Here is a 23,843-nt window from a genome sequence, read left to right on the forward strand (position 1 = left end):
ACACACGAGGAGTCGGGACGCGCGTTCCGCAGGGGGTGCCGCCGTGGCCGCTGAACCGTCCATGCCGACCACCGGGCACCGGCCCGGCACGGACATCGCGCTGCACCTGCTCGGCGGATTCCGGTTGCTGCACGACGGCGCGCCGGTCGTGGTGCCCCGGGGCCTGCAACGGGTCATCGCCCTGATCGCGCTGCGCCCGGGCGCCACCCGCAGCCACCTGGCCGGCCTGCTCTGGCCGGACGCGCCGGAGGACCGGGCGCTCTCCTCGCTGCGCACCGCCCTCTGGCGGCTGCGCCAGGACCCCTGCTGCCCGTTCACCACCGCCGGCGACACGGTACGGCTGGAGCCGGTCGTCCGGGTCGACGTGGACGCGCTGGTCGGCACGGCCGCCCGGGTCCGCGACGGCGACGACCCGTGCGCCGCCGCCACGCTCGCCGCCGGCCGGCACGACCTGCTCCCCGGCTGGTACGACGACTGGGTCCTCGCCGACCGGGAGCGGCTGCGCCAGCTACGCCTGCACATGCTGGAGGAGCTGGCCGGCCACCACCTGGCGGCCGGCCGCCACGGCGAGGCGCTGGAGGCCGCGCTGGAGGCGATGTCGGCCGAGCCGCTGCGGGAGACGCCGCACCGGCTGGTGGTCCGCATCCACCTCGCCGAGGGCAACGCCTTCGAGGCGGTGCACGCCTTCTACGTCTACCGGGACCTGCTGCTGCGGGAGCTGCGCCTGGAACCCTCGGCGGCGATGACCGCGCTGCTCGACGAGACCCTCGCGCCGATCCGCGACGCCACCCGGGACCGCCCCGGCGGTCCCCGCCGGCCACCCACCGCCCGGGTCGCGCCCCGGGGCCGCTGACCGGCGTCACTGCGAGCGCGCCACGCGTGACGGCCAGGTGACAGCCGTACCGGCAGGGTGGGTCGCACAGCAGTCCACGGTCTCCGACCTTGGGCGGAGCGCCACCGGCGAGAGGGGTCCCATGAGCCGTCTACTGATCGTCAGCAGGATCATCCCGGGCTCGGAGGGTCGGGTGGCGCAGATCTTCGCCGAATCCGACGCCACCGAGCTGCCCGCCCTGACCGGCGTCCGGCACCGGTCCCTGTACTGCCTGCACGACCTGTGCGTGCACCTCATGGAGACCGAGGACGTGGACCCGGACGCGCTGGCCAGCGCCCGCAACCACCCGCTCTACCTGCAGGTCAACGAGCGGCTCTCCGCGCACACCTCCCCCTACCTGCCGACCTGGCGGTCGCCGCGGGACGCCATCGCCGGCTGCTTCTACCGCTGGGACGCCGTCGACGTACCGGCGCCGCGCCCGGCCGGATGAGCGGGGCGGACGCCGTGTCCTCCCGGCCACCGCACGTCCTGGTGATCGGCGCCGGCACGGGCGGGCTGTGCCTGGCGCAGGGGCTGCGCCGCGCCGGCATCGGGGTGAGCGTCTACGAGCGGTACCGCACCCGGGGCGAGGGGCTGCTCGGCTACCGGGTCGGCATCGGCCCGACCGGCAGCCGGGCGCTGCGCGACTGCCTGCCACCGGACCTGTTCGACACGTACCTGGTCACCTGCGCCCGCTCCCCCCGCTACTTCAACGTGGTCACCCAGCGGCTGCGCCAGACCGCCTCGTTCACCCTGCGCCCGGACACCGACCCGGTGAACTCCGAACGCTCGGTGGCCCGGATGACCCTGCGCCAGGTGCTGCTCACCGGCATGGAGGACGTCGTCCACTTCGACAAGACCTTCACCCGGTACGAGCAACGCGACGACGGCACCGTCACCGCGTACTTCGCCGACGGCACCAGCGCCACCGGCGACCTGCTGGTGGCCGCCGACGGCACACACTCGGCGGTACGCCACCAGTACCTGCCGCACGCGGTCACCCGGGACGCCGGCACCATCAACATCGCCACCCGCATCCCGCTGACCCCGCACACCCGGGCCCTGCTGCCGCACCGCGTCGAGCACGGCATCTCGCTGATCTTCGGGGCCGGCGGCATGATGGGCGTGCTGCACGTCATGGAGTTCAAATGGGACCGAAACGGCGCCGTCAAACCCGAGGTCGGCGACGCCGACGCCGCGCTGCTGCGCCGGTGGCCCGGGCTGTGCCACGACAACACCCGCGACAACATCAACCTGATCATCTGGAGCACCGCCCGGCGGTTCCCGCCGGACATCATGCAGCGCCGCGGTGAGCAACTGGTCCAGACGGCCCTGGAGCTGACCCGCAACTGGCATCCGCACCTGCGGGAGCTGCTGGCCCGCAGCGACCCCGGCAGCGCCCTGCCGATCAAGGTGTCCACCAGCGAGCCGGTGCCGCCCTGGAAGAGCAGCACCGTCACGCTGCTCGGCGACGCCATCCACACCATGACCCCCGGCCGGGGCGTGGGCGCGAACACCGCCCTGCGCGACGCCGCGCTGCTCTGCCGGCAGCTGCGGCAGGCCGCCGCCGGCGACAAGACGCTGCTCCAGGCGGTGGCCGACTACGAGGCGGCCATGGTGCCGTACGGCTTCGCCCGCGTCGCCGACTCGCTGCAGCGCAGCGGCACCAGCGGCGACGACCGGATGTACAAGCCGGTCGTCGGCCGGCTCGCACTGCTCGGGGCGCGCGGCTACTTCAGCGTCACCAGCCGGGTGCCGCGGCTGGCCCGCAAGTTCGTCGACGACTTCTACACCTATCGGGGCGAAGAGGACTGAGCCGCCCGGCCGGGCCCGACGACGGCACCTCGCCGCGGCCCGGCCGGGTTCACCCCTTTCCGTACCGTCGGTCATCCCGTCGCCACCCGCCGACACCGTGCATCCCACCTGCGTCGCGATGGCCCATCCTCCCTGTCGTCCGACATACGCGTGTGCAAAGCTGCGGCGAGTTTTTTCGCGACTTTCACCGACGAACGCAAGAGGGAGGTTTGCCGTGCCGTCGACTTTCGGGCAATGGCTGATCGTGATCCTGGCCCTGGTACTGGGCGGAGCCGGCGGTTGGCTGGCGCGCGGCCGGCAGGCCGTGGCGACCGCCCGGCAGCCGGAGCCCATGGTGGAGGGTGACCCGGTCGTCGGCCTCTCCGAGCAGGAGAAGGCCGCCGCCACGGTGACCGCCACCGTCGACACCCCGCAGCCGGCGGCCACCGTCGACGTCTCGCCGGCCCCTGCCGCCGTGGTCGACGCGCACACCACGCACGACCTCGACGCCCCGCCCGCCGCCGCGTCCCTGGCCGCCGACCACACCCCGCTGACCACCGACGACACCGCTGCGGCGGACACCGTCGCCGGTCCGGTCGCCGTGGCCGACACCGACGGGGTCGACGTGGCCGCGAACCGAACCGACTCGCTCGACGCGACCGACGCCCGGGCCGACGCCGACACCGCCGCCGTCGACGGGCGGGCCGACGCGGTCGAGGCCGACGAGGAGCGGGCGGTGGAGCCGGCCGCGCCGGCCGAGGTCACCGCCGACGACCGCGCGGTGGACGCCGAGGCGGATTCCACCGGTGACGAGGCGGCCCCGCAGGTCACCCCGGCGCCGGTCGGGCAGGTCGAGGAGCCGGTCGCGGCCGAGGACGCCGACCGGCGCGACGAGGACGAGGCCGCCGAGCGGCCGGGCGAGGTGGGCGTTCCCGCCGCTGCCGCGCCGGTCGACACTCCGGCTCCGGCCGCGGAGACGCCGGTGATCCCCGCCCCCCGCAACCCGGTGGAGGACGAGGCGCCGGTCGTCGCGGCGACCCCGGTCGTCCCGGCCGAGGACGCCCCGGCGGAGGATGCCCCGGCGGACGACTTCCGTCGCATCCAGGGCGTCGGACCGAAGATGGCCACCGCGCTGCAGGCCGCCGGGATCCGCACCTACCGCCAGCTGGCCGAGCTGGACGAGGCGGCGCTGCGCGACACCATCCGGGCGGCCGGGCTGCGTGCCGCGCCGAGCCTGGCGACCTGGCCGCAGCAGGCGAAGGTGCTGGCCGGTGCCGGCGCCGAGGCCGGTGCGGTGCTGCCCGGGCCGGCTGCCGACCAGCTCTGAGCACCACGCGGGCCGGTGGCCGCGCCTCGGCGCGGTCGCCGGCCCGCACTCTTTCGCCCAGACCGCGCGGGATACCGGAAAGCCCCGAACCGGACGCGCACCCCTGCCGCCCTCGCTACGGTCGGTGAGAGGCGCGACGGCGGCCCGCCGCGCCGACGACCCGGTACCGCAGGAGCAGCGCGTGCAGGCACCCCCGCCGGACCAGCCCGCCCGGCAGGCCGGCACGCCGCTGCGCGACCCGGAGGGTCCCCGCCGGGTGACCCTGCTGGAACTCTTCTTCGACCTGGTCTACGTCGTCGCGCTCGCGCTGGTCTCCCGCGGCCTGATCACGGACCTGACCTGGCAGCACGCCGGCCAGTCCCTGATCATCCTGATGGCCGTCTGGTGGACGTGGGCGATCACCACCCTGGTCACCGACATGTACGACCCGCAGCGCCGGGAGATCAAACTGCTGATCACGGCGGTGATGTTCGGCGCGCTGCTGATGACCACGGCCATCCCGCACGCCTTCACCGACCGGGGCATGGTCTTCGCGGGCACCTACGTGGCGATCCACCTCGGCCGGGGCCTGTTCCTCATGCCCACGGTACGGGGGCACCGGCCGACCCAGCGCCGCGCCGCCCGGATCTTCATCTGGTTCAGCGTCTCGGCGATCCCCTGGATCATCGGCTCCACCGTCAGCGGGCACGCCCGGGAGGCGTTGTGGGCGTTGGCGCTGGCCATCGACTACGGCGGCTTCCGGCTCGCGTACCCGGTGCCGGGGCTGGGGATGGTCCCCGAGCGGCAGCGCAACGTCACCGCCGAGCACCTGTCGGAGCGCTACCAGCAGTTCTTCATCATCGCGCTCGGCGACGCCATCCTGGTCATCGGCACCATGTTCAGCCTCCACCACTCGGAGAGCGAGAACATCGGCGCGTTCGCCATCTCCTTCGTCACCACGCTGCTGCTCTGGCGGATCTACGTGCACCGCTCGGGCGAGCTGCTGCCGCACGCCATCCAGGCCTCCCGGGCGCCGAGCAAGTTCCTGCTGACCGCCCCGTACACCCATCTGATGCTGGTGGCCGGGGTGGTGACCACGGCGGCCGGCTTCGACCTGGTGCTGCACGAGCCGTTGGGGCACACCCCGCCGTCGTGGGCGGCGGTCATCCTCGGCGGGCCGGCGCTCTTCCTGGTCGGCCGGTCCGCCTTCGAGTACGAGGTGTTCAGCCGGGTCTCGCTGTCGCGCCCCGGCGGGCTGCTGGCCCTGCTGACCCTCGCCCCGGCGGTGCTCTTCCTGCCGCCGATCTTCGCCGCCGCGGCCGCGATGGTGGTGCTCGCCGGCGTGGCGGTCGCGGACTCCCTGCGCAGCCGGGGCAAGCCGCCCGAGAAGCCCTCCCCGCCACACTGAACCGGCCGGTACGCCGGTGACCGTTCCGGATGTCGTTTATCCGTTCGTCGCGTCTGGGTACAAGGTGCGTCACCTCGACCCACCACGACCCCTGGAGGCACCCCATGCGCGGCACATCGATTTTCGGAGTACTGGTCGTCATCTGGCTGCTCATCGGCGCGATAGCCGCCGGGCAGCGCGGCTACTACAGCAACGACGACACCAACTGCGCCGAGGCCGGCACGATCCTGGTGACCATCGTGGCCGGGCCGCTGAACTACGTCGGCGCCAACCCGAAGGTCGACTGCAAGCTGCCCGAGCCGTCCAAGTAGGTCTCCCCGACCGAAACGGCCCGCGCCCGCACCCCCGGGGCGCGGGCCGTTTCGTGTCCGCTCCCGATCACGTCCGTCACACCCCCCATGGCGTCCTAGGAGGCTGGGTAAGGTCAGCCGACGTGGATGCCGGGCCGGCGCGACGGGTCCGGCTCGCTCCTGCGGATGATCTCCCGAACCACCGGCGGCGTGTCGCCCCGGCCCAGGATGAGGTAGCGCAGCAGGTGGGCGACCGGGCTGCCCTCGGACCACTCGAAGTGCGCGTGCGGGCGTACGCCGGTGCCGTCGCGCAGGGCGAGCAGGATGGCGGCGATGGCGTTCGGGACGGCCGGGCTGGCGGCCCGTAGCACCCGGTAGCCGCCGACCTCCACGCCGTGCACCCGCAGTTCCTGGCTGAACCGGGAGGGGTCCACCACGTCGATCTCCAGGAAGAGCACGTCGGCGGCGCCCGGCACCGGGTTCATGCCGCGCTGCGCCCGCTCCTTGACCCGGTACTCCTTGAGCGCGCCGCGGGCGCGCTTGTGGGCGATCAGGTGCAGCCGGCCGTCGTTCGACACCGACTCGGCGATGAACCGCCGGGCGGCCGGGTCGAATTCAATCCGCTCCGCCCGCAGCTCGGTGGTGCGGGACACCCGGGAGATCAGCGAGACGGCGATGATCCCGGCGATGAACAGCGCCGAGATGGCGATCCCGTCCGGCTTCTCGATCACGTTCTCGGCGAGGGCGTAGAGCAGGACGGCGGTGAGCACGCCGAAGCCGGCCGCGGCGACCCGGTGGTGGGCGCGCGCCGCCGCGATGGTCACCGCCACCGCGCCGGAGACCATCATCGCCAGGATCCCGGTCGCGTACGCGCCGGCCTGGGCGTTGACGTCCGCCCGGAAGGCGATCGTGATGGCGATGCTGATGGCGGTGTAGACGATCACCACCGGGCGCACCGCCCGGCCCCACTCCGGCGCCATCCCGTACGACGGCAGGTAGCGGGGCACGATGTTGATCAGGCCGGCCATCGCCGAGGCGCCGGCGAACCAGAGGATCAGCACGCTGCTGATGTCGTACACGGTGCCGAACGCCTCGCCGAGGTGCTCGTGGGCCAGCCAGGCCAGGGCCCGGCCGTTGGCCGCGCCACCCGGCCGGAACTGCTCCGCCGGGATCAGCACCGTGGTGACGAAGGTGGTGGCGATCAGGTACACCGACATGATCAGCGAGGCGGCGGCGAGCAGCTTGCGGGTGTTGCGGATCCGCGCCTCGAGGCGCTGCTGCCGGTCCGCCCCCTCCCCCTTCACCAGGGGCATCATGCTGACCCCGGTCTCGAAGCCGGACAGGCCCAGCACCAGCAGCGGGAAGGCCAGTACCGCGGGTCCGAGCAGGTCGCCGAGGCCCGTGCCACCGGCGGTCAGCGCGTCCGTCCAGTCACCCACCAGCGACGGGTCCGCGGCCACCTCGGCCAGCCCGACGACGACGATCACCGCGTTCAGCCCGAGGAAGACCGTGACCAGCGGGATGGCCACGGTCACCGCCTCGCTGAAGCCCAGCAGGAACACCGTGCCGAGGACCAGCAGCAGCACCACGGTCACCACGACGGCGGCGACCGTGCCGTGCGGGAAGGACGCGGGCAGGTACGGGTTCTCCAGCAGGTGGACCGTGGCGTCGGCGGCGGAGAGGGTGATCGTGATGATCCACGAGGTGGCGACGAAGCCGAGCAGCACCAGCACGAAGAGCTTGCCGCGCCAGAACGGGAGCAGCCGTTCCAGCATCGCCACCGAGCCCTGCCCGTGTGGGCTCTCCCGGGCCACCCGGCGGTACATCGGCAGCATCCCGAACAGGGTCAGCGCCACGATGAGCAGAGTGGCCAGCGGGGAGAGCGCCCCGGCGGCCAGCGCCGCGATGCCGGGCAGGTACGACAGGGTGGAGAAGTAGTCGACGCCGGTCAGGCACATCACCCGCCACCAGGGGTGGCGCTTCTGCGCGCCCTCCTCCGCCTCCGGGCCGACCGGCTGCACCTGCTCGGCGAAGAGCCAGCGCCGCAGCGGGTCGGCCGGCGGCCGGGGCCGGGCGTGGCTCTCCACGCACTCGGGGACCACCACCGGCCCGGAGCGGGTCCGCTCCCCCTGGGCCGGGTCGCGGGCCGCCCGCACCTCGCGCCCCGGGTTCGCCGGCGCGGTCGGTCCGCGCCGTCCCCGGGTACGCCGCGGCGTCGCTCCGTCCCGCCCGTCCGTCATGCCCCGTCCCACTCTCCACGGTCCTGCAACCGACCGTAGGCGCTCCCCCCTGCGCTGCTCGGCGGAACCGGCAAGCCGGGAGATCATCCCGGTCCGCGGGCTCCCCGCCGGACGCCTCAGTCGGGTCGGCCAACCAGCACGTCCCGCAGGGTCTCGGGGTCGGAGACGGTGACGGTGGCGCCCGGGTGGCGCAGCCACGGTCCCGGCACGAGGGCCGGCACGGGCTCGGCGAACCGCACGCACACCCCCACGGCGGTGCTGGTGCCGAAGGTGACTCCGCGGTCAGCGAACGACAGGTGCGGCCCGACCGCCCGCCACCAGCGGAACGGGCCGTCGATCTGCGCCCCGGTGACGTTGGCCCGCGGCGTGCGCAGCCGCCAGGGTCCGTACCGGATCTCCAGCGCCTCGTCGTCCACGAGCACCCAGGAGGTCTCCGGGCGGACGCCGAGCAGCGCCAGCGGGGCACGGAAGGGCGGGTCGAAGCGGAACGCGGAGCGGTGCACGGGCATGACCCGCGCGTACCCGGTCCGGGCCGCCCGACACCCCGGTTCACTCCAGCGCGCGGGTCCACTCCCCGGTGTGCACGTCCGGGTGCGCGGCGGCGGCCCGCCAGTAGGGGCCGTCGACGGTGAAGATCCGCGCCCACGGCTGCCGTCCGGCGCGGCGGGACGCGTCCCCGGCTACTGCAGAAACGCCCCCAGTGGCGAGAGCAGCAGCCGGCCGAGCGCCGCGGCATTGTCGTCCAGCCGCGTGCGCTCGCAGTCTCGGGCGTGCGGGTCGTGCCGGCAGCGCCAGATCTTCTGGGCGTTGCGCCAGGCCACGTCCCGGGTGTATTCCACCAGTTCGCCCTGGTACCAGTCGTCGACGTCCCCGTTGAGCATGTCGATCAGCAGCTGCCACCGCTCCAGGTAGCCGCGCCGCAGCGACGGGATCTTGTCGGCGAAGATGTCATTGATCTTGAGGTAGTCGCGGTGCTGCTCGCTGCCGTCGACCGGCTCGGACTCCAGGTGGTCGAAGGTCGTCACCAGCGCGAACGGCAGGTCGAAGTTGATGTGCGCGTTGACCCCCGCCGCCGCCGACGGCAGCGGCCGGGCGTCCGGGCCGCGCATCCGCTTGAACAGGCACGACCAGGCCTTCGGAGTGGTCGGGCTGGACTCGCTCCACAGCCGCAGCGCGTCGAAGTAGCGGGTGGCGAACTCCACGTCGAGCCGGGACAGGAAGACCGGGTCGGCGAAGAAGTCGTCGTAGAGCCCCTCCAGCACGCTGGTGGTGATGGTCAGGTACAGCTCGTTGAAGTCGGCCAGCGGGCAGCTGCGCTCCAGCGGAGGCAGTCGCACCAGCAGGTCCTGGAGCTTGGTGAGGTGGTCCACCACCGCCGGCACGTCGCCCGGGTGGTCCGCCAGCAGACCGACGATGTCGGCGTGGACCGGGCCCCAGACCGGTTCCGTCATGTCTCCTCCACAGTGGTCCGGGGCACCCCGTGCCGTCGGCGTCGCTGGACAGCCTTCCAGCGACGCCGACGTACGGGATCAGTAGAACGACGTATTCGTCCCGCTGCGCTCGGGCGTCAGTCGGCGCGGTTGCGCAGGTGGATGGCGCTGGCCTGGACCCGGGTACGCACCTGGAGCTTGTCGAAGATGTGCGAGACGTGCACCCCGATGGTCCGCTCGCTGATGAACAGCCGCTGGCCGATCTCCTTGTTGGTCAGCCCCTCGGCCACCGCGGCGAGCACCTCGCGCTCCCGGGCGGTCAGCACCGCCAGCTCGTCGCTGACCGGCTCGGTGCGGGTCGCCGCCGGACCGCCCGCCGGCTGGGCGCGCTCCTCCAGCTCCACCCGGGCCCGCCCCGCGAGCGTCCTGATCTCGCTGGTCAGCGGCACCGCGCCCAGCCCCTGCGCCATCTCGTACGCCCGGCGCAGCAGCTTGGCCGCGGTCGCGCTGCGGCTGCGCCGGGCGAGCAGCGCCTCGGCCTGCCGCAGCCGCGAGTACGCCGCCGGGTACGGGTGGTTGCGCCGGTCCCACTCGGTGGCCGAGCGGGCCCACAGCTCGGGGTCGCCGCGCCCGTCGAGCCGGCTCAGCTCGGCCGTGCACAGCGCCAGGAACCCCTCCACGCCCAGGCGTACCGGCCGCGCCGCGTGGGCGCTCTTGCGGGCCACCCGGTCGACCACCTCGCGCAGCCGCCGCAGCGCGGTCTCGTCGACCGGCACCGTCCGGCCGGCGTGCGCCTCCGCCTCGGCGCGCAGGCCGTGCCAGGCGAGGGTGGCCAGCAGCATCACGTCGTCGGAGCGGCTCTCGGTGAGGCCGCGCTGCACGGCCTGCCGGGCCAGGTCGGGCCGGCCCTGCCACATCGCCAGCCCGGCCCGCAGGATCAGCATGGGCAGCACGTGGCGGGCCCCGCCACCGGCCAGCACGGTGGCCACCGCCTCCAGGTCCCGGTCGGAGGCCGCCACGTCGCCGTACCCGACGGAGAGCCGGCACCGGGCCAGCAGCAACTCGACCGCGTCCGCGCCGGACGGGCGGTGCCGCAGCGCCGCCGCGACGACCTTCTCCGCCTCGGCCCACTGCCCGACCCGGAACAGCCCGTTGGTGGCGATGGCCAGCAGCCGGGTCTCGTAGGTGCGCCCCAGGCCCAGCTCGGCGACGCGCTCCGCGCCCCGGCGGGCCACCACCACCCCCTCCTCGAGGATGTTCAGCGGCCCGGTCAGCAGCTCCGCCAGGTGCAGGTACGCGCACGCCACGTCCTCGGGCCGGCCGGCCCGCTCGGCGATCTCCAGCGCCCGCCGCACCACGGCCAGACCGGCGTCCGGGTCCTCCAGGAACGCCTCGCTGAAGCCGAGCGCCGAGCTGGCCAGCACCACCTCGGTGGTGCTGCCGTCGACCTGGGCCGCCAGCTCCAGCGCCTCCCGGGCCCGGGCGCCGGCGTCGGCGTACCGGCCCAGGTGCAGCAGCAGCTCGGCGAGGTGCGCGGCGGCGCTGGCCCGCTCCCGGGAGGTGCAGTCGGCGGCCTCCAGGACGCGCTGGTACTCGGCCTCGGCGGGCGCGGAGCGCCCGGCGGCGGCCAGGTAGCGGGCCCGCCGGATGCGCAGCGCGCAGGAGGGCTCGGCGTCGTCGCCGCCGGCCAGCTCGGCGAGGAGGGAGAGCGCCCGGGCGTGCTCGCCGCACTGGTGGGCGGTCTCGGCCGCGTGCTCCAGCAGCACCGCCCGGTCGACCTCCACCGGCGCGGCCTCCGCCGGCCCGGCCGCCGGGGTGTCGGCCAGCTGCAAGGCCACCGACCAGTGCCGGTGCGCCTCGGCGAAACCGTGCAGCCGCTCGGCCTCCCGGGCGGCGGCCATCGCCGCCGGCAACGCCCGGCCGGGCTCGCCGGCCAGCCGCCAGTGGTGCGCCAGCCGGGCCTGGTGCAGCTCCGCCGGCACCCGGGTGAGCGCCTCGGCGTAGCGCCGGTGCAGGGCGCTGCGCTCGGCGGGCAGCAGCTCGTGGGCGAGCACCTCGGCGACCAGGCGGTGCCGCAACCGGTAGCCGTCGTCGGCGCCGACCAGCAGCCGGTGCGCCACGGCCGCGCGGACCGCCTCGATCAGCTCCTGCTCGGGCAGGCCGAGCACCTCGGCCAGCAGCCAGTGCTCGACCGGTTCGACGCCGGCGGCCACGGCGTGCACGACCGCGTGCGCGTGCTGAGGCAGCGCGTCGACCCGGGACAGGAAGATCTCGCGCAGGGTGTCGGAGAGCCCGTCGCGGCCGTCGCGCAGGTCGCGGGCCAGTTCCTCGACCACGAAGGGGTTGCCGCCGCTGCGCTGCCAGACCTGCTCGGCGGCCTCCGGCGCCAGCGGCGTGCCGACGATCGCGGCGACCAGCCGGTCGGTGTCCGCGCGGTCCAGCGGGGCCAGGTCGACCACCCGGACCGAGCGCAGCCGGCGCAGCTCGGTGAGCACCCGGCGCAGCGGGTGGGCGCCCTGCAACGACTCGGCCCGCACCGCGGCGAGCACGGAGAGCTGAAGGTCGCCCAGGCCGGCCAGGAGATAGAGCAGCAGCTGCCGGGTGCTCCGGTCGACCCACTGCAGGTCGTCGAGGACGAGCACCAGCGGGCGCCCCTCGGCGATCAGGCTCAGCCCACGGGAGACCCGTTCCAGCAGCGCGCCGCCGTCGGGCGTGGCCGTCTCCTCGGCGAACATCCGCAACAGGCTTCGGACGGCCGACGAGGTGCGGGCCTGGGTAGCGGTCAGCTCGGCGTCGAAGCGGCGCAGCGCCTGGAGCACCGGGTGCAACGGCGAGGCGTCGCCGATGTCCAGGCACGAGCCGGTCAGCACGACCGCTCCCCCGTCACGCAGCCGTGCCCCGACCTCGTGCAGCAGCCGGGTCTTGCCCACCCCGCTCTCGCCGCTGACGAAGACCGCGGCGGTCTGCCCAGGCCCGAGCTCGTCGAGCAGCGCGGAACGCAGCGCCGTCAGCTGGTCGGCACGGCCGACGAGCGGTGCGGTGTCCACATCGCTGGCCATGCCCGCAGCCTAGTCACAGGTCCCCGCACCGTTCTACGGGCTTGATCCCGCTGTGGTACTCCTCGCGTCGACATCGCGACTAAAGGTTGCGATCGACAGACATACGTCGTTCTGCAGATCCCCCGACGGCCCGGTGGTGACACTCTCCGAAGGTCGTAAGGCACCACTGCTGGGGGGAAGGGTGGGCGCGATGCCACTGTCCACGATCACCACCGGCCGGGAGGACGTCACGTCACCCTGGCCGGTGCGGGAGGAACGGCGCGTGGTCAGCGTGCTGTTCGCCGACATAGTCGGCTCGACGGCGCTGACCGAACGGCTCGACCCGGAGGACGTCCGGGCGCTGCAACGCGCGTACTTCGACACCGTCGCCGGGGTGCTGCGGCACTGGCACGGCGTGGTCGAGAAGTACGTCGGGGACGCGGTGATGGCGCTGTTCGGCGCGCGCCGCTCCGACGGGCTCGACGCGTACCGGGCGGTCCGGGCGGCGCTGGAGATCCAGCGGGCCCTGGACCGGCGGCCCATGCCGGGGGGCGTGCGGCTGCGGGTCCGGGTCGGGGTGGCCACCGGTGAGGCGGTGGTCGACCTGGCCGCCGCCCACGACGGCGGGCACGGCGCGGCCAGCGGCGCGGTCACCACCACCGCCGCACGGTTGCAGGAGTACGCCCCGGCGGGCGGGGTGGTGGTCTGCGCCGCCACCCACCGGGCCACCGCCGACCTGGTCGAGCAGCGCCCGCTCGCCCCGGTGGCGCTGGCCGGCAAGGTGCTGCCGGTCGACGTCTGGCGGGTCACCTCGCCCGGCCGGCCCCGGCGGCCCCGGCACGAGGGCCCGCTGGTGGGCCGGCGCCGGGAGCTGGCCGCCGTCCAGGACCAGCTCGTCCGGGTCGCCCGGGAGCACCGTCCACGATGGGTGTCCCTGGTCGGGCCGGACGGCGTCGGCCGCAGCCGGCTGCTGCACGAGCTGCGCCGCACGCTGCGGGAGGTGGACGGGGTGGCGGTGCGCTGGTGCGTGACGCACTGCCCGCCGTACCCGCAGGGGGCGTTGGGGCCGATCGCCGAGCTGGTGCGCGACCTGGCCGGGGTGCGCGGCGGGGACCCGGCGGCGGTGGTCCACCGGCGGTTGGCCGCCCTGGTCGACGGTCTGGTCGCTCCGCCCCTGGCCGTCCCGACCGTCGCCGCGCTGACGGCACTGCTCGATGCGCCGGAGGGCGCCGCCCCGGCCGGCGGCTCGACGGCCTGCCGCCAGCTGCTGCTGGCCCTGGCCGCCCGGCAGCCGGTGGTGGTCGCCGTCGACGACCTGGACCGGGCCGCGCCGGAGCTGGACCGCTTCCTACGGACCCTCTTCGCGGCGGCCACCCTGCGCGGGCTGCCGGTGGCCGTGGTCGCCACCCACCGGCCACAGCTGGCCGACCCGCTGCCCGTGCCCGGCGACCGGCGCTGCCGGGTGCCGCTGGCGCCGCTGGGCACGGTCGACACCGGCCGGTTGCTGCGCCGGCTGCTCACCCACGCCGGGCGCCCGGCCGCGTTGGCCGGGCGCCTGCTGCCGCTGGTCGCCGGCATGCCCGGGTACGCCGCCGCGTACGTCGCCGCGACCGGCGACGGGGAACCGGGGCTGCCCGAGGCGGTGCGCCGCACCGCGTCCGCCCGGCTGGACCTGCTCGACGTCCAGCGGCGCGCGGTGCTGATGGCGGGCGCCACGCTGGGCGTCGGCTTCACCGCGCCGGCCGTCGACCGGCTGCTCGGCTGGGCGCCCGGGCGCGCGGCTACGCTGCTGCGCCGGCTCGCCACCGCCGACGCCCTGGTCCGGGGCGACCGGCACGGCCGGTACGAGATCGTGGACCCGGCCCTGCGCCGGGCCGCCCACGACCGGCTGCCCCGGGCGGTGCGCGCCGAGTTCGGCCGGCGGGCGGAGCAGTGGCGGCGGTCGACGGCACCCGGCCGGCTCGCGCCGCGCCGCGCCGACGCTCCCGCCCGGCTCGCCATGCCCCGCCCGGTCGGTGCCACGCCCCGCCGGGCGGGCGTCGGTCCCGGCCGGGCACCCGCCCTCGCCGCCGCGGCGGCGGCCCCCGGCGGCCTGCGCCACCACGTCGACGCCGGCACGCGCCGGGGCCGGGTCGCGCCCGCCGCGCGCTCCAGATGGGACAGTGAGGATCGGACGCCGCCGAGGAGCACGGCGGGCGGGGGGCGCGGCCAGGTGGCCGGCGGTCTCCGCGTCGACCCGGGACGGGGTCCGCGTGCCGAGCGGGGCCACCGGGAGGATGTCGTGCCGATCCTCCCCCGGCTCGCCGTCGGGCCACGCCCGCACCGGCGACCGGCCGATGCCGTCGCGCACCGGGACCGGCCCCGGCACACCGCCCCGGACGGGCACGCACACCAGCCGTCGCCACCGAGCGGACCCACCGGCCGCGACACCACCGGTGTGGTGGTGGCACTGCGGCCGCCGACGGCGGGGCGCGCCGACCGGACGCCGCCGCACGGCGGTCGACCGCTGGTGCGGGCGGCCTGAACCGCCCCCGGTGGAGGTGCTGCGCCGGCATCTCGACCTGCCCGGCCGCGCTGGTCCCGGTAGCCGGCGTCAGCCGCCGAAACGGCACGCCCAGTGACTCGAGGGCTGCACCATCGACCACACCCCCTGCGCTGGCGAGGGCGGTGCCGGTCAGCGCCGCGACGACTGAACTCGCGTCGGGTCAGTCGGTCGACCTGGCGGGCAGTGCGGCGAGGAAGGCCAGCGCCCGCTCCCAGGTCAGCTCGGCGGCCCGCGGGTCGTGGTCCGGCACGCCCGCCTCGGTGAAGAAGTGCCCGGCGCCCGGGTAGCGGAACACCTCCACCCGCGCCCCGGCCCCGCTCATCGCCCGCTGCCACTCGTCGACCTCGTCCGACAGCTCGTACTCGTCGGGGTCGGCGAGGTGCAGTTGCACCGGCAGGCCGGGGCGGACGGTGGCCGGGTCACCGCCGGTGCCGTGCAGGAGCAGCAGCGCGGCGGCGTCGGGTCGCTCGGCGAGCAGCGCGCCGGCCACCCCCGCGCCCATCGACCAGCCGGCCAGCACCGTCTCCGGCGGCAGCGGGGCCAGCGCGGCCCGGCCCCGACGCAGCACCTCGTCCAGGCCGATCTTGTCGAACAGGGCGAAGCCCGCCTCCACGGTGTCGACGGGCGGCTCGCCGTACAAATCGGGGGTGACGACCCGGTGCCCGGCCGCGCGCAACCGGTCGGCCTGGGCCAGCGTGGCCGGCCGGAGCCCGTACACGGAGTGGAAGAGCACGATGTCCGTCATCCGGCCATCGTGCCGGAGACCACCGACAACGGCCGCGCGGCGCGCGGGTCAGACCTCGCGGGCCACCGTCCGGCTGCGGCCCCGGAACTCGGCCACCACCTCGTCGCCGCGGAAGACGGTGACGTCGTAGATGCCGCTGCGGCCGTAGCGGGTGCGTTCGGTGGCCCGGGCGGTCAGCAGGTCACCCTCGCGGACCGGACGCAGGAAGCTGATCTCGCCGCCGGCGGCGACCGTCGCCGGGCCGTGGCTGTTGCAGGCCAGCGCGAACGCGGTGTCGGCGAGCAGGAAGACGAAGCCGCCGTGGCCGATGGCGTGCCCGTTGAGCATGGTCGCGGTCACCCGCATCCGGGCCACCGCGGCGCCGTCGCCGGCGGAGACCAGCTCGATGCCGAGGGCCCGGGAGGCCACGTCCGCGTCGAACATGTCGTGCGCGGCGGTACGTCCCGACGCGATCCGGCCGTTCTCCGCCATCTCAGCCCGCCCGTCGCTGGTCGACGATCCGCCGCATCTTGCCCATCGACCGCTCCACCCCGTCGGGCTCGATGACCTCGACCGCGACGCTGACCCCGATGGTGTTCTTCACCTGCTCGACCAGGGCCCGGCCGGCGCGGGCGGCCTCCTCGACGCCCGCCCCGGCGCGCCGCTCCACCTTGACCGTCAGGGTGTCCATCCGGCCCTCGCGGGCCAGCACGCACTGGAAGTGCGGCGACAGCGCGGGCGTACGCAGGATCAGCTCCTCGATCTGGGTCGGGAAGACGTTCACCCCGCGCAAGATCATCATGTCGTCGGTCCGGCCGGTGATCTTCTCGATCCGGCGCATCGGCCGGGCGGTGCCCGGCAGCAGGCGGGTCAGGTCGCGGGTGCGGTAGCGGACCACCGGCATCGCCTCCTTGGTCAGCGAGGTCAGCACCAGTTCGCCCTGCTCGCCGTCGGGCAGCACCGCGCCGGTGACCGGGTCGATGATCTCGGGATAGAAGTGGTCCTCCCACAGATGCAGCCCGTCCTTGGTCTCCACGCACTCGGTGGCCACCCCCGGGCCCATCACCTCGGACAGGCCGTAGATGTCCAGCGCGTGAATGTCGAGGCGCTGCTCCATCTCCCGGCGCATGTCCTCCGTCCACGGCTCGGCACCGAAGATGCCCACCCGCAGCGAGGTGCCGCGCGGGTCGACGCCCTGACGCTCCATCTCGTCGACGATGGCCAGCATGTAGCTGGGGGTGACCATGATGACCTCGGGCTGGAAGTCGCGGATCAGCATCACCTGCCGCTCGGTCATGCCGCCGGAGACCGGGATGACCGTGCAACCCAGCTCCTCGGCGCCGTAGTGGGCGCCCAGGCCGCCGGTGAACAGGCCGTAGCCGTACGCCACGTGCACCCGGTCGCCGGGCCGCCCGCCGGAGGCGCGGATGGAGCGAGCCATCAGCCGCGCCCAGGTACGCAGGTCCTCGCGGGTGTAGCCGACCACGGTGGGCCGGCCGGTGGTGCCGGAGGACGCGTGCAGCCGCGCCACCTGCTCGCGGGGCACGGCGAACATGCCGAACGGGTAGTTCTCCCGCAGCTCCGCCTTGCCGGTGAACGGGAACCGGGCCAGGTCGGCCAGCTCCCGGCAGTCGTCCGGGTGCACGCCGGCCGCCTCGAACGCCCGCCGGTAGTGCGGCACGTTGTCGTACGCGTGCCGCAGCGACCAGCGCAGCCGGCCGAGTTGCAGCGCACGCAGCTCGTCGACGCCGACCCGTTCGACGGGTTCCAGCTCCTCCGGCGAGGGGGTGCGGTCCTGCACGGTGCCTCCTGTGCGCGCGGGTACCGGCGCGGGTCCGCGCCGAGGCGACGCTGCGTACCGTACGCCCCGCGCCGGACGGCCGACCAGCACGGCGGCGGTCGGGCCCGGGGTGGGACGCCGAGCACCGGGGCCGGGCGGGGTTAGGCTCGCGGGCGGACCCGGCGGCGGGTCCGCCGTCCTCGGCCCCGGCGGGAGAATCGCGGACGCCAGCGGCCCGGGTACCGGTAGGAGGACAGGTGTCAGCACCCCGGCGGATCGACCCCGACGTCGACCTGCGCGTCCCCGCCGACCGGCGCGAACTGGGCGCCCACCCGGCCGCCGTCCTCGGCGCGATCGCCGCCGGCGGGGTGCTCGGCGCGCTGGCCCGGGCGGGGATCCAGGCGGCGCTGCCGCACCCGCCCACCGGCTTCCCGTGGTCGACCTTCGGCATCAACGTGACCGGGTGCCTGCTGATCGGGGCGCTGATGGCGGTGCTCGACCGGCGCGACGCCGCCCCGCTGGTCCGCCCGTTCGTCGGCGTCGGGGTGCTCGGTGGGTTCACCACCTTCTCCGCGTACGTGGTGGACGCCCAGCGGGCCGTCGTCGCCGGGGCCGCGCCGATAGCGCTGGCGTACCTGGCGGCGACGCTGGTCGGCGGGTTGCTGGCGGTCTGGGGCGGGGACGCGCTGGCCGCCCGGCTGCTCGACCGGAGCGCCGCCCGGTGACCGTCCTGCTCATCGTCGTCGGCGCGGCGCTCGGCGCGCCGCTGCGCTACCTGACCGACCGGGCCGTGCAGGCCCGGCACGACTCGCTGCTGCCGTGGGGCACCCTCACCGTCAACGTGGCCGGTTCGCTGCTGCTCGGCGTGGTGCTCGCCGTCCCCGCCGGGCCGGCCGTCACCGCCCTGGTCGGCACCGGCTTCTGCGGCGCGCTGACCACGTGGTCCACCTTCGGCTACGAGACGGTGCGGCTGGCCCGCGCCGGCGCCCGGCGCCACGCGCTGGCGAACGTGCTGCTCAGCGTGACCGCCGGGCTGGCCGCCGCGACCCTCGGCTACGCGCTGGGCCGGGCGCTGGCCGGCTGAGGTGCACCGCTGACCCGGCGGGTCCGGCCGAGCCTCCCTCGCCGGGCGGCCATCCCGGACGGGTGGCGACTCAGCGCGCCGGGTCGCTTGCGAGGGCGAGCGCCACCACCGGCCCCACCACGAAGACCGCCGGCGGCCGGACGTCCTCCCGGGCGGCCCGATCACCCACCTCGTCCAGCCGGCACGACAGCGACCGTTGACCCGGCTGGCCGGCGTCCTGCACCACCAGGACCGGGGTGTCGGCCGCGCGGCCGTGCTCGACCAGCACCGCCGCGATCTTCTGGATGGTGTCGACCGCCATCAGCAGCACCAGGGTGCCCCGGGCGCGGCCCAGCGCCGCCCAGTCCACCAGGGAGTCCGGGTGTCCGGGCGGCAGGTGGCCGGAGACGACGGTGAACTCGTGGGCGACGCCCCGGTGGGTGACCGGCACGCCGGCGAGGGCCGGCGCGGCGACCGCGCTGCTCACCCCGGGTACCAGCACCGTCTCCACCCCGGCCGCCGCGCAGGCCTGGACCTCCTCGTGGCCCCGGCCGAAGACGTACGGGTCGCCGCCCTTGAGCCGGACCACCCGCTTGCCGGCCTGGGCCTGCGCGATCAGGGTCTCGTTGATCCTGTCCTGCCCCATCGACGGCCCGCGCGGCACCTTCGCCGCGTCGACCACCAGCACCCCGGGGCGCAGCCCGGCCAGCAGGCCCTGCGGGGCCAGCCGGTCGGCCACCACCACGTCCGCGGCGTCCAGCAGCGCCCGCCCCCGTACGGTGATCAGGTCGTCCGGGCCGGGGCCGCCGCCCACGACGGCGACCTGCCCCGGGCGCAGGCCGGGGTCCTGACCGTGGTGGTGGTGGTGCCCGTCGTCGTGGTGGTGGTGATGGTGGCCGCCCACCGGGTCGTCGGGGTGGTCGTGCGGGGTCTGCGGCCGGCCCACCTTGTCGGCGAAGCCCGGCATCAGCACCCGGTACGCGCAGGTGTCGCAGTTCATCCGGATGTCGCCGCGCAGCGCCTCGGCGTGCCGTTCCAGGACCAGGTCGGCCAGCGCGTCGCAGTCGCCGATCAGGTCGGCCACCCGCACGTCCAGCTCGGGATGGGCGGCGGCGAACTCGGCCGACCGGGCGACGATCCGGTCCGGCAGCACCCCGGCGAAGAGGAAGTACGGCGCGACCACGATCCGCCGGGCGCCGAGCCGGCGCAGCCGCTCCAGCACCGCCGGCACGGACGGCTCGGCCAGGGAGATGAAGCCCGGTTCGACCCCGGCGTAGCCGCGCCCCTCCCACAGCAGCCGGGCCACCTTGGCCACCTCGGCGTTGGCGTCCGGGTCGGTGGAGCCGCGGCCGATCAAGGCCACCCAGGTGCCGGCCCGGTCGTCCGCGCCGAGGGCGGCGTCGATCCGCTCCTCCAGGGCGGTGTGCAGCAGCGGGTGCGGCCCGAGCGGGCGCCCGTAGCGGTAGGTCAGGCCGGGGTGTCGTTCCTGCTCGCGGGCCATCGCGGCGGGGATGTCGCCCTTGCCGTGCCCGGCAGCGGTGAGCACCAGCGGCAGCGCCACCAGCGACCGGTGCCCCCGGCCGGCCAGCGCGCCGACCGCGTCGGTCAGCGGCGGGCGGGACAGCTCGATGAAGCCGCCCTCGACGTCGCCGACCCGGCCGGCGGCGCGTCGCCGGACCCGGTCGACGAGGGCGGTGAACTGGTCGACCCCGGCCGCGCTGCGCGTGCCGTGCCCGACGATGACCAGCGCGGTCATGGCGTCTCCTCCTGGTACAGCAGGGCGTTGAGGGCGGCGGCGGCGACCGCCGAGCCGCCCTTCTCGCCGACGTTGGACACGGCGGGCAGGCCGCTGGCCCGCAGCGCCGCCTTGCTCTCGGCGGCCCCGACGAAACCGACCGGCAGCCCGACCACCAGGGCGGGCGCCGCGTCGAGGGTGATCAGCTCCGCCAGCGCGGTGGGCGCGCAGCCGACCACCCAGACCGCGCCCGGCCCGACCCGGTCCAGGGCGAGGCGTACCGCCGCCGCCGAGCGGGTCAGCCCGGTGTCGCGGGCCAGCTCGGCGGCGGCCGGCTCGGCGACCGGACAGACGATCTCCCGGCCGGCCCGGGTGATCCCGGCGGCGACCATCCAGACGTCGGCCACGATCGGCGCGCCGGCGCGCAGCGCGGCCAGCCCGCCCTCCAGCGCCGCCTCGTCGCAGACCAGCTCGGTGACGTAGGCCAGGTCGGCGCTGGCGTGCACCACCCGCTCGGTGACCGCCCGGCTCAGCGGGGGCAGGTGGCGCAGGTCGACCCGATCACGCAGGATGCGGTACGACTCCTGCTCGATCGGGTGCACCACGCGGATCACCGGCGGTCCTCGGACGCGCCGCCGTAGCGCCGGTCGTGGCCGCGCAGCTTCCACAGCACCACGGCGCCGCCCCAGGCCAGCGCGAAGAGCACCACCACCGCGTAGCCGAGCTGCTCGAAGTGGTCGCCGAGCGCGGCGTACCCGGAGAGCGCGGTCAGCCCGAGGTGGTCGACCAGCAGGCTGGCCCCGTAGACGCTGGCGACCAGCGCGCCGACCAGCACGGTCATCCCGGTCGTGGCCAGGTTGTACCAGAGCCGCCGGGCCGGGTGCCGGTACGCCCACGAGTAGGCGCGGGCCATCAGCAGGCTGTCGGCGGTGTCCATGGCGGACATCCCGGCGGCGAAGAGCAGCGGCAGGGTGAGCAGGGCCAGCACCGGCAGGCCGCCGCCGGCGGCGGTGCTCGCCGACAGCGACAGCAGGGTGACCTCGCTGGCGGTCTCCAGGCCCAGCCCGAAGAGGAAGCCCACCGGGGCCATGTGCCAGGAGGAGCGGACCAGCGACCGGGCCCGGGAGCCGAGGATCCGGTGCATCAGGCCCCGGTTGAGCAGCAGCAGGTCCAGTTCGGACTCGTCCAGCGTGCCGGCGCGCAGCCGCCGCCACAGCTTCGCCATCCCGGCCAGCACCGCCGCGTTGAGCCCCGCCACCAGCAGCAGGAAGGCGGTGGCGGTGGCCGCCGCGACCACCGCGCCCACCTCCCGTACCCCGGCCAGGCCGCCGTCGGTCATGGTGGCCGAGGCGAGCCCGATCACCAGGGCGAGCAGCAGCACCACCGCGCTGTGCCCGAGGGCGAAGAAGAAGCCGACGCCGACCGCCCGGCGTCCGCGCAGCAGCATCAGCCGGGTGGTGTCGTCGATGGCGGCGATGTGGTCGGCGTCGAAGGCGTGCCGCACGCCGAGCAGGTAGGCCAGGGCACCCGCGCCGGCCAGCCCGCCAGCCGCCGCCGGCTGGTCGTTCCAGTACAGGTAGAGGCTCCACCCGGCGACGTGCAGGGCGGCGACGGCGGCCACCACGCCGCCGAGGCGTACCCGCTCGGCACGGCTCCACCGGCCGACGGGCGGGGCGGCGGTCGGGGTCGATGTCATCGTTCTCCTCGGGGTTCGGCGGTGGCGCGGATGGCGTCCACCGGGCAGATCTCCAGGCACTCCAGGCAGCCGGTGCAGCGGTCCTCGCGGACGGTGAGGCCGCCGGGCGTGGGCCGGATGGCGTGCGTCGGGCAGGTGAGCAGGCAGGCGCCGCAGCCCTGGCAGGCGCCGATGGTCACCGCCGCCACCGGTACCCCCGGGGCGTGACCATCCGGCCGGCGACCAGCCGGGTCTGGGTGCTGCCGACGACGACCACGCTGTACATGTCGACCAGGGCCGGGTCGAGGGTGGCCAGGGTGGCCAGGTGTACGCGTTCGCCGTCCCGGCTGGCGTTGCGCACCACGCCGACCGGGGTGTCCGGCGGGCGGTGCGCGGTGAGCAGGTCCAGCGCCGCGCCGAGCTGCCAGTCCCGGGTCCGGCTGCGGGGGTTGTAGAGCAGGGTGACCAGGTCCGCCTCGGCGGCGGCGGTGACCCGCCGGACGATGACCTCCCACGGGGTGTGCAGGTCGGACAGGCTCAGGTAGACGTGGTCGTGCCCGAGCGGCGCGCCGAGCAGCGCCGAGGCGGCCAGCCCGGCGGTCACCCCGGGCACGCCCACCACGTCGATCCGCGTGTCGGCGTACTCCAGGGCGGGGCTGGCCATCGCGTACACCCCGGCGTCGCCGGAGCCGATCAGCGCGACCGCGTGGCCGGCGGTGGCCTCCGCGACGGCGGCGCGGGCCCGTTCCTCCTCCGCGCCGAGCCCGCTGGCGAGCACCCGGGTACCGGGCCGGAGCAGGTCGCGGACCTGTGCTACGTACTGGTCGAGGCCGACGACCACGGCGGCCCGGCGCAGCTCGGCCGCCGCGCGCGGGGTCCGCAGGTCGGCCGCGCCCGGGCCGAGCCCGACGACGGCCAGCCGGCCGCGCGGGGCGTGCCGGGCGACGGCGACGGTGGCCATCGCCGAGGCGGTCTTCGGCACCAGCAGGGTGGCGTCGCCGCCGCGCAGCGCCGCGGCCTCCGCGACGCTGGGGGTGCCGACGGCGGCGCGGACCACCTCGCTGGGGTGCGGCACGTCGACCGCCGCCAGCTCCGCCGCCGGCCAGGTCACCAGGGGTACGCCGAGCGCGCGGGCGGTCTCCACGATGCCCGCCTCGTCGGCCTTGAGGTCCACGCTGGCCAGGCAGCGCAGGCTGGCCTGCGCCAGCCCGGCGTCGGCGAGCGCCCGGCGCAGCAGCCCGGCCACCTCGGCGGCGGCCACGCCCCGGCTGGAGCCGATGCCGGCGACCAGGGACGGCGGGCGCAGCACGGCGGTCCGCCCGTCCAGCGGCACGACCCGGTCGGTGACCAGCAGCCGGTACCCGGCGTCCGGCGCGTCGGCCCGCACGTTCCCGGGCAGCGCCGGCAGCGGCCAGGTGGCGTCGGCGTCGAGGCGCACCGGCTCGCCGTCGAGGATCGCCCGGGAGACGGCGGCCACCGCGCCCTCGACGGGCCAGCCGAGGGTGTCCAGGCCGGGCAGGCCGACCGCGTCGGTGGCGGTGGTGACCACCGGCCGCGCGTCGAGCAGCGCGGCCACCTCGGCGGCGAGGGCGTTGGCGCCCCCGGCGTGCCCGCCGAGCAGGGCGACCGCGTGCCGGGCCGCCTCGTCGACGACCACCACGGCCGGGTCGGTGCGCTTGTCGCCGAGCAGCGGCGCGAGGATCCGCACCACCGCCCCGGTGGCCAGGAACGCCACCACCGCGTCGCACTGCGCCCAGGCGCTCCGCAGCGCGTCGGCGACCGTCTCCCCCGGGATCTCGCGGGCGTGCGGCCACGCCTCGGCCAGGGTGCGGGCGTGCCGGCGGCCCGCGGCGGTGGCGGCGACCAGCCCGACGCCGGCGGGACCGGTCGCGGCGGTGCCGGATGGTGCGGTCTGGTGCACGTGCGCTCCCCGTGAAGGTCCGA

The 23,843-nt window shown here is 75.7% G+C and carries 20 protein-coding genes and 1 pseudogene; 9 read left to right on the top strand and 12 right to left on the bottom strand.

The window, feature by feature from the left end:
• The first annotated feature begins 43 nt into the window (after positions 1-43).
• The 6 genes and pseudogenes from V6U88_RS12890 (at position 44) to V6U88_RS12915 (ending at position 5,690) form a co-directional block, all read left to right on the top strand.
• Positions 44-853 (top strand): AfsR/SARP family transcriptional regulator, encoded by an 810-nt coding sequence (locus V6U88_RS12890; RefSeq protein WP_334452726.1) that lies wholly within the window; start codon positions 44-46, stop codon positions 851-853.
• Between the two features lie 121 nt (positions 854-974).
• Positions 975-1,322, top strand: a complete 348-nt coding sequence (locus V6U88_RS12895; RefSeq protein WP_334452727.1) for a TcmI family type II polyketide cyclase — start codon at positions 975-977, stop codon at positions 1,320-1,322.
• 14 nt (positions 1,323-1,336) lie between these two features.
• Complete coding sequence (locus tag V6U88_RS12900) at positions 1,337-2,686, top strand: FAD-dependent oxidoreductase (RefSeq protein ID WP_334452729.1); 1,350 nt, start codon at positions 1,337-1,339, stop codon at positions 2,684-2,686.
• Between the two features lie 844 nt (positions 2,687-3,530).
• Positions 3,531-3,992: pseudogene (locus V6U88_RS12905) on the top strand (helix-hairpin-helix domain-containing protein); the annotation flags it as partial.
• A 124-nt stretch (positions 3,993-4,116) separates the two neighbouring features.
• Entirely contained in the window at positions 4,117-5,379 is a 1,263-nt protein-coding gene (locus V6U88_RS12910) for a low temperature requirement protein A (protein WP_334452731.1), read from the top strand.
• Between the two features lie 104 nt (positions 5,380-5,483).
• Positions 5,484-5,690, top strand: a complete 207-nt coding sequence (locus V6U88_RS12915) for a hypothetical protein (protein WP_334452733.1) — start codon at positions 5,484-5,486, stop codon at positions 5,688-5,690.
• A 113-nt stretch (positions 5,691-5,803) separates the two neighbouring features.
• Here the strand turns inward: V6U88_RS12915 and V6U88_RS12920 are convergent, their stop codons facing one another.
• The 4 genes from V6U88_RS12920 to V6U88_RS12935 form a co-directional block, all read right to left on the bottom strand.
• Positions 5,804-7,909: an amino acid transporter gene (locus V6U88_RS12920; RefSeq protein WP_334452736.1), complete on the bottom strand. Its 2,106-nt coding sequence runs from the start codon at positions 7,907-7,909 to the stop codon at positions 5,804-5,806.
• Positions 7,910-8,025: 116 nt separating this feature from the next.
• Complete coding sequence (locus V6U88_RS12925) at positions 8,026-8,418, bottom strand: hypothetical protein (RefSeq protein WP_334452737.1); 393 nt, start codon at positions 8,416-8,418, stop codon at positions 8,026-8,028.
• 171 nt (positions 8,419-8,589) lie between these two features.
• Positions 8,590-9,360 (bottom strand): DUF5995 family protein, encoded by a 771-nt coding sequence (locus V6U88_RS12930; RefSeq protein ID WP_334452739.1) that lies wholly within the window; start codon positions 9,358-9,360, stop codon positions 8,590-8,592.
• Between the two features lie 116 nt (positions 9,361-9,476).
• On the bottom strand, positions 9,477-12,398 hold the full coding sequence (locus V6U88_RS12935) for a helix-turn-helix transcriptional regulator (RefSeq protein ID WP_334452741.1): 2,922 nt from the start codon (positions 12,396-12,398) through the stop codon (positions 9,477-9,479).
• Between the two features lie 190 nt (positions 12,399-12,588).
• Here V6U88_RS12935 and V6U88_RS12940 point away from each other — a divergent pair, with 190 nt between their 5' ends.
• A complete protein-coding gene (locus V6U88_RS12940) occupies positions 12,589-14,901 on the top strand; it encodes an AAA family ATPase (protein WP_334452743.1) in 2,313 nt (770 codons plus the stop codon).
• A gap of 181 nt (positions 14,902-15,082) precedes the next feature.
• On the opposite strand, the gene V6U88_RS12945 is transcribed toward V6U88_RS12940, so the two are convergent.
• Genes V6U88_RS12945 through paaK form a run of 3 tightly spaced genes read right to left on the bottom strand, consistent with a single transcriptional unit; the run spans position 15,083 to position 17,447 of the window.
• Complete coding sequence (locus V6U88_RS12945) at positions 15,083-15,667, bottom strand: dienelactone hydrolase family protein (protein WP_334452744.1); 585 nt, start codon at positions 15,665-15,667, stop codon at positions 15,083-15,085.
• A 48-nt stretch (positions 15,668-15,715) separates the two neighbouring features.
• Positions 15,716-16,138, bottom strand: a complete 423-nt coding sequence (paaI, locus tag V6U88_RS12950; RefSeq protein ID WP_334452745.1) for a hydroxyphenylacetyl-CoA thioesterase PaaI — start codon at positions 16,136-16,138, stop codon at positions 15,716-15,718.
• 1 nt (position 16,139) lies between these two features.
• Complete coding sequence (gene paaK, locus V6U88_RS12955; protein WP_334452747.1) at positions 16,140-17,447, bottom strand: phenylacetate--CoA ligase PaaK; 1,308 nt, start codon at positions 17,445-17,447, stop codon at positions 16,140-16,142.
• A gap of 236 nt (positions 17,448-17,683) precedes the next feature.
• Between paaK and V6U88_RS12960 the strand changes: the two genes are divergently transcribed.
• Positions 17,684-18,151: a FluC/FEX family fluoride channel gene (locus tag V6U88_RS12960; RefSeq protein ID WP_334452748.1), complete on the top strand. Its 468-nt coding sequence runs from the start codon at positions 17,684-17,686 to the stop codon at positions 18,149-18,151.
• A complete protein-coding gene (gene crcB / locus V6U88_RS12965) occupies positions 18,148-18,510 on the top strand; it encodes a fluoride efflux transporter CrcB (protein ID WP_334452750.1) in 363 nt (120 codons plus the stop codon). Before V6U88_RS12960 ends, crcB begins: the two co-directional genes overlap by 4 nt.
• 70 nt (positions 18,511-18,580) lie before the next feature.
• On the opposite strand, the gene cobA is transcribed toward crcB, so the two are convergent.
• From cobA to cobJ, 5 genes are read right to left on the bottom strand one after another with little or no spacing between them, the layout of a single operon-like run.
• Positions 18,581-20,245: a uroporphyrinogen-III C-methyltransferase gene (cobA, locus tag V6U88_RS12970; RefSeq protein ID WP_334452752.1), complete on the bottom strand. Its 1,665-nt coding sequence runs from the start codon at positions 20,243-20,245 to the stop codon at positions 18,581-18,583.
• Entirely contained in the window at positions 20,242-20,838 is a 597-nt protein-coding gene (locus tag V6U88_RS12975) for a precorrin-8X methylmutase (protein WP_334452755.1), read from the bottom strand. Before V6U88_RS12975 ends, cobA begins: the two co-directional genes overlap by 4 nt.
• The gene (locus V6U88_RS12980; RefSeq protein WP_334553793.1) at positions 20,835-21,920 is read right to left on the bottom strand and encodes a HoxN/HupN/NixA family nickel/cobalt transporter; all 1,086 of its coding nucleotides are present in this window, start codon (positions 21,918-21,920) and stop codon (positions 20,835-20,837) included. Before V6U88_RS12980 ends, V6U88_RS12975 begins: the two co-directional genes overlap by 4 nt.
• Positions 21,917-22,108 carry a 4Fe-4S binding protein gene (locus V6U88_RS12985; RefSeq protein ID WP_154936401.1) on the bottom strand — a complete coding sequence of 64 codons (192 nt, stop codon included), beginning with the start codon at positions 22,106-22,108 and terminating at the stop codon, positions 21,917-21,919. Before V6U88_RS12985 ends, V6U88_RS12980 begins: the two co-directional genes overlap by 4 nt.
• On the bottom strand, positions 22,096-23,820 hold the full coding sequence (gene cobJ / locus V6U88_RS12990; protein ID WP_334452756.1) for a precorrin-3B C(17)-methyltransferase: 1,725 nt from the start codon (positions 23,818-23,820) through the stop codon (positions 22,096-22,098). Before cobJ ends, V6U88_RS12985 begins: the two co-directional genes overlap by 13 nt.
• Positions 23,821-23,843: the final 23 nt, after the last annotated feature.

Source organism: Micromonospora sp. CPCC 205739 (assembly GCF_036906795.1).
Taxonomy (GTDB): domain Bacteria; phylum Actinomycetota; class Actinomycetes; order Mycobacteriales; family Micromonosporaceae; genus Micromonospora.

Excerpts from the sequence above, each read along its gene's own strand:
- V6U88_RS12980 (WP_334553793.1), bottom strand. The coding sequence starts at position 21,920 with ATGACATCGACCCCGACCGCCGCCCCGCCCGTCGGCCGGTGGAGCCGT.
- V6U88_RS12895 (WP_334452727.1), top strand. The coding sequence starts at position 975 with ATGAGCCGTCTACTGATCGTCAGCAGGATCATCCCGGGCTCGGAGGGT.
- V6U88_RS12915 (WP_334452733.1), top strand. The coding sequence starts at position 5,484 with ATGCGCGGCACATCGATTTTCGGAGTACTGGTCGTCATCTGGCTGCTC.
- cobA (WP_334452752.1), bottom strand. The coding sequence starts at position 20,245 with ATGACCGCGCTGGTCATCGTCGGGCACGGCACGCGCAGCGCGGCCGGG.
- V6U88_RS12940 (WP_334452743.1), top strand. The coding sequence starts at position 12,589 with ATGCCACTGTCCACGATCACCACCGGCCGGGAGGACGTCACGTCACCC.
- V6U88_RS12930 (WP_334452739.1), bottom strand. The coding sequence starts at position 9,360 with ATGACGGAACCGGTCTGGGGCCCGGTCCACGCCGACATCGTCGGTCTG.
- paaI (WP_334452745.1), bottom strand. The coding sequence starts at position 16,138 with ATGGCGGAGAACGGCCGGATCGCGTCGGGACGTACCGCCGCGCACGAC.
- V6U88_RS12935 (WP_334452741.1), bottom strand. The coding sequence starts at position 12,398 with ATGGCCAGCGATGTGGACACCGCACCGCTCGTCGGCCGTGCCGACCAG.
- V6U88_RS12945 (WP_334452744.1), bottom strand. The coding sequence starts at position 15,667 with ATGACGGACATCGTGCTCTTCCACTCCGTGTACGGGCTCCGGCCGGCC.
- V6U88_RS12920 (WP_334452736.1), bottom strand. The coding sequence starts at position 7,909 with ATGACGGACGGGCGGGACGGAGCGACGCCGCGGCGTACCCGGGGACGG.
- V6U88_RS12925 (WP_334452737.1), bottom strand. The coding sequence starts at position 8,418 with ATGCCCGTGCACCGCTCCGCGTTCCGCTTCGACCCGCCCTTCCGTGCC.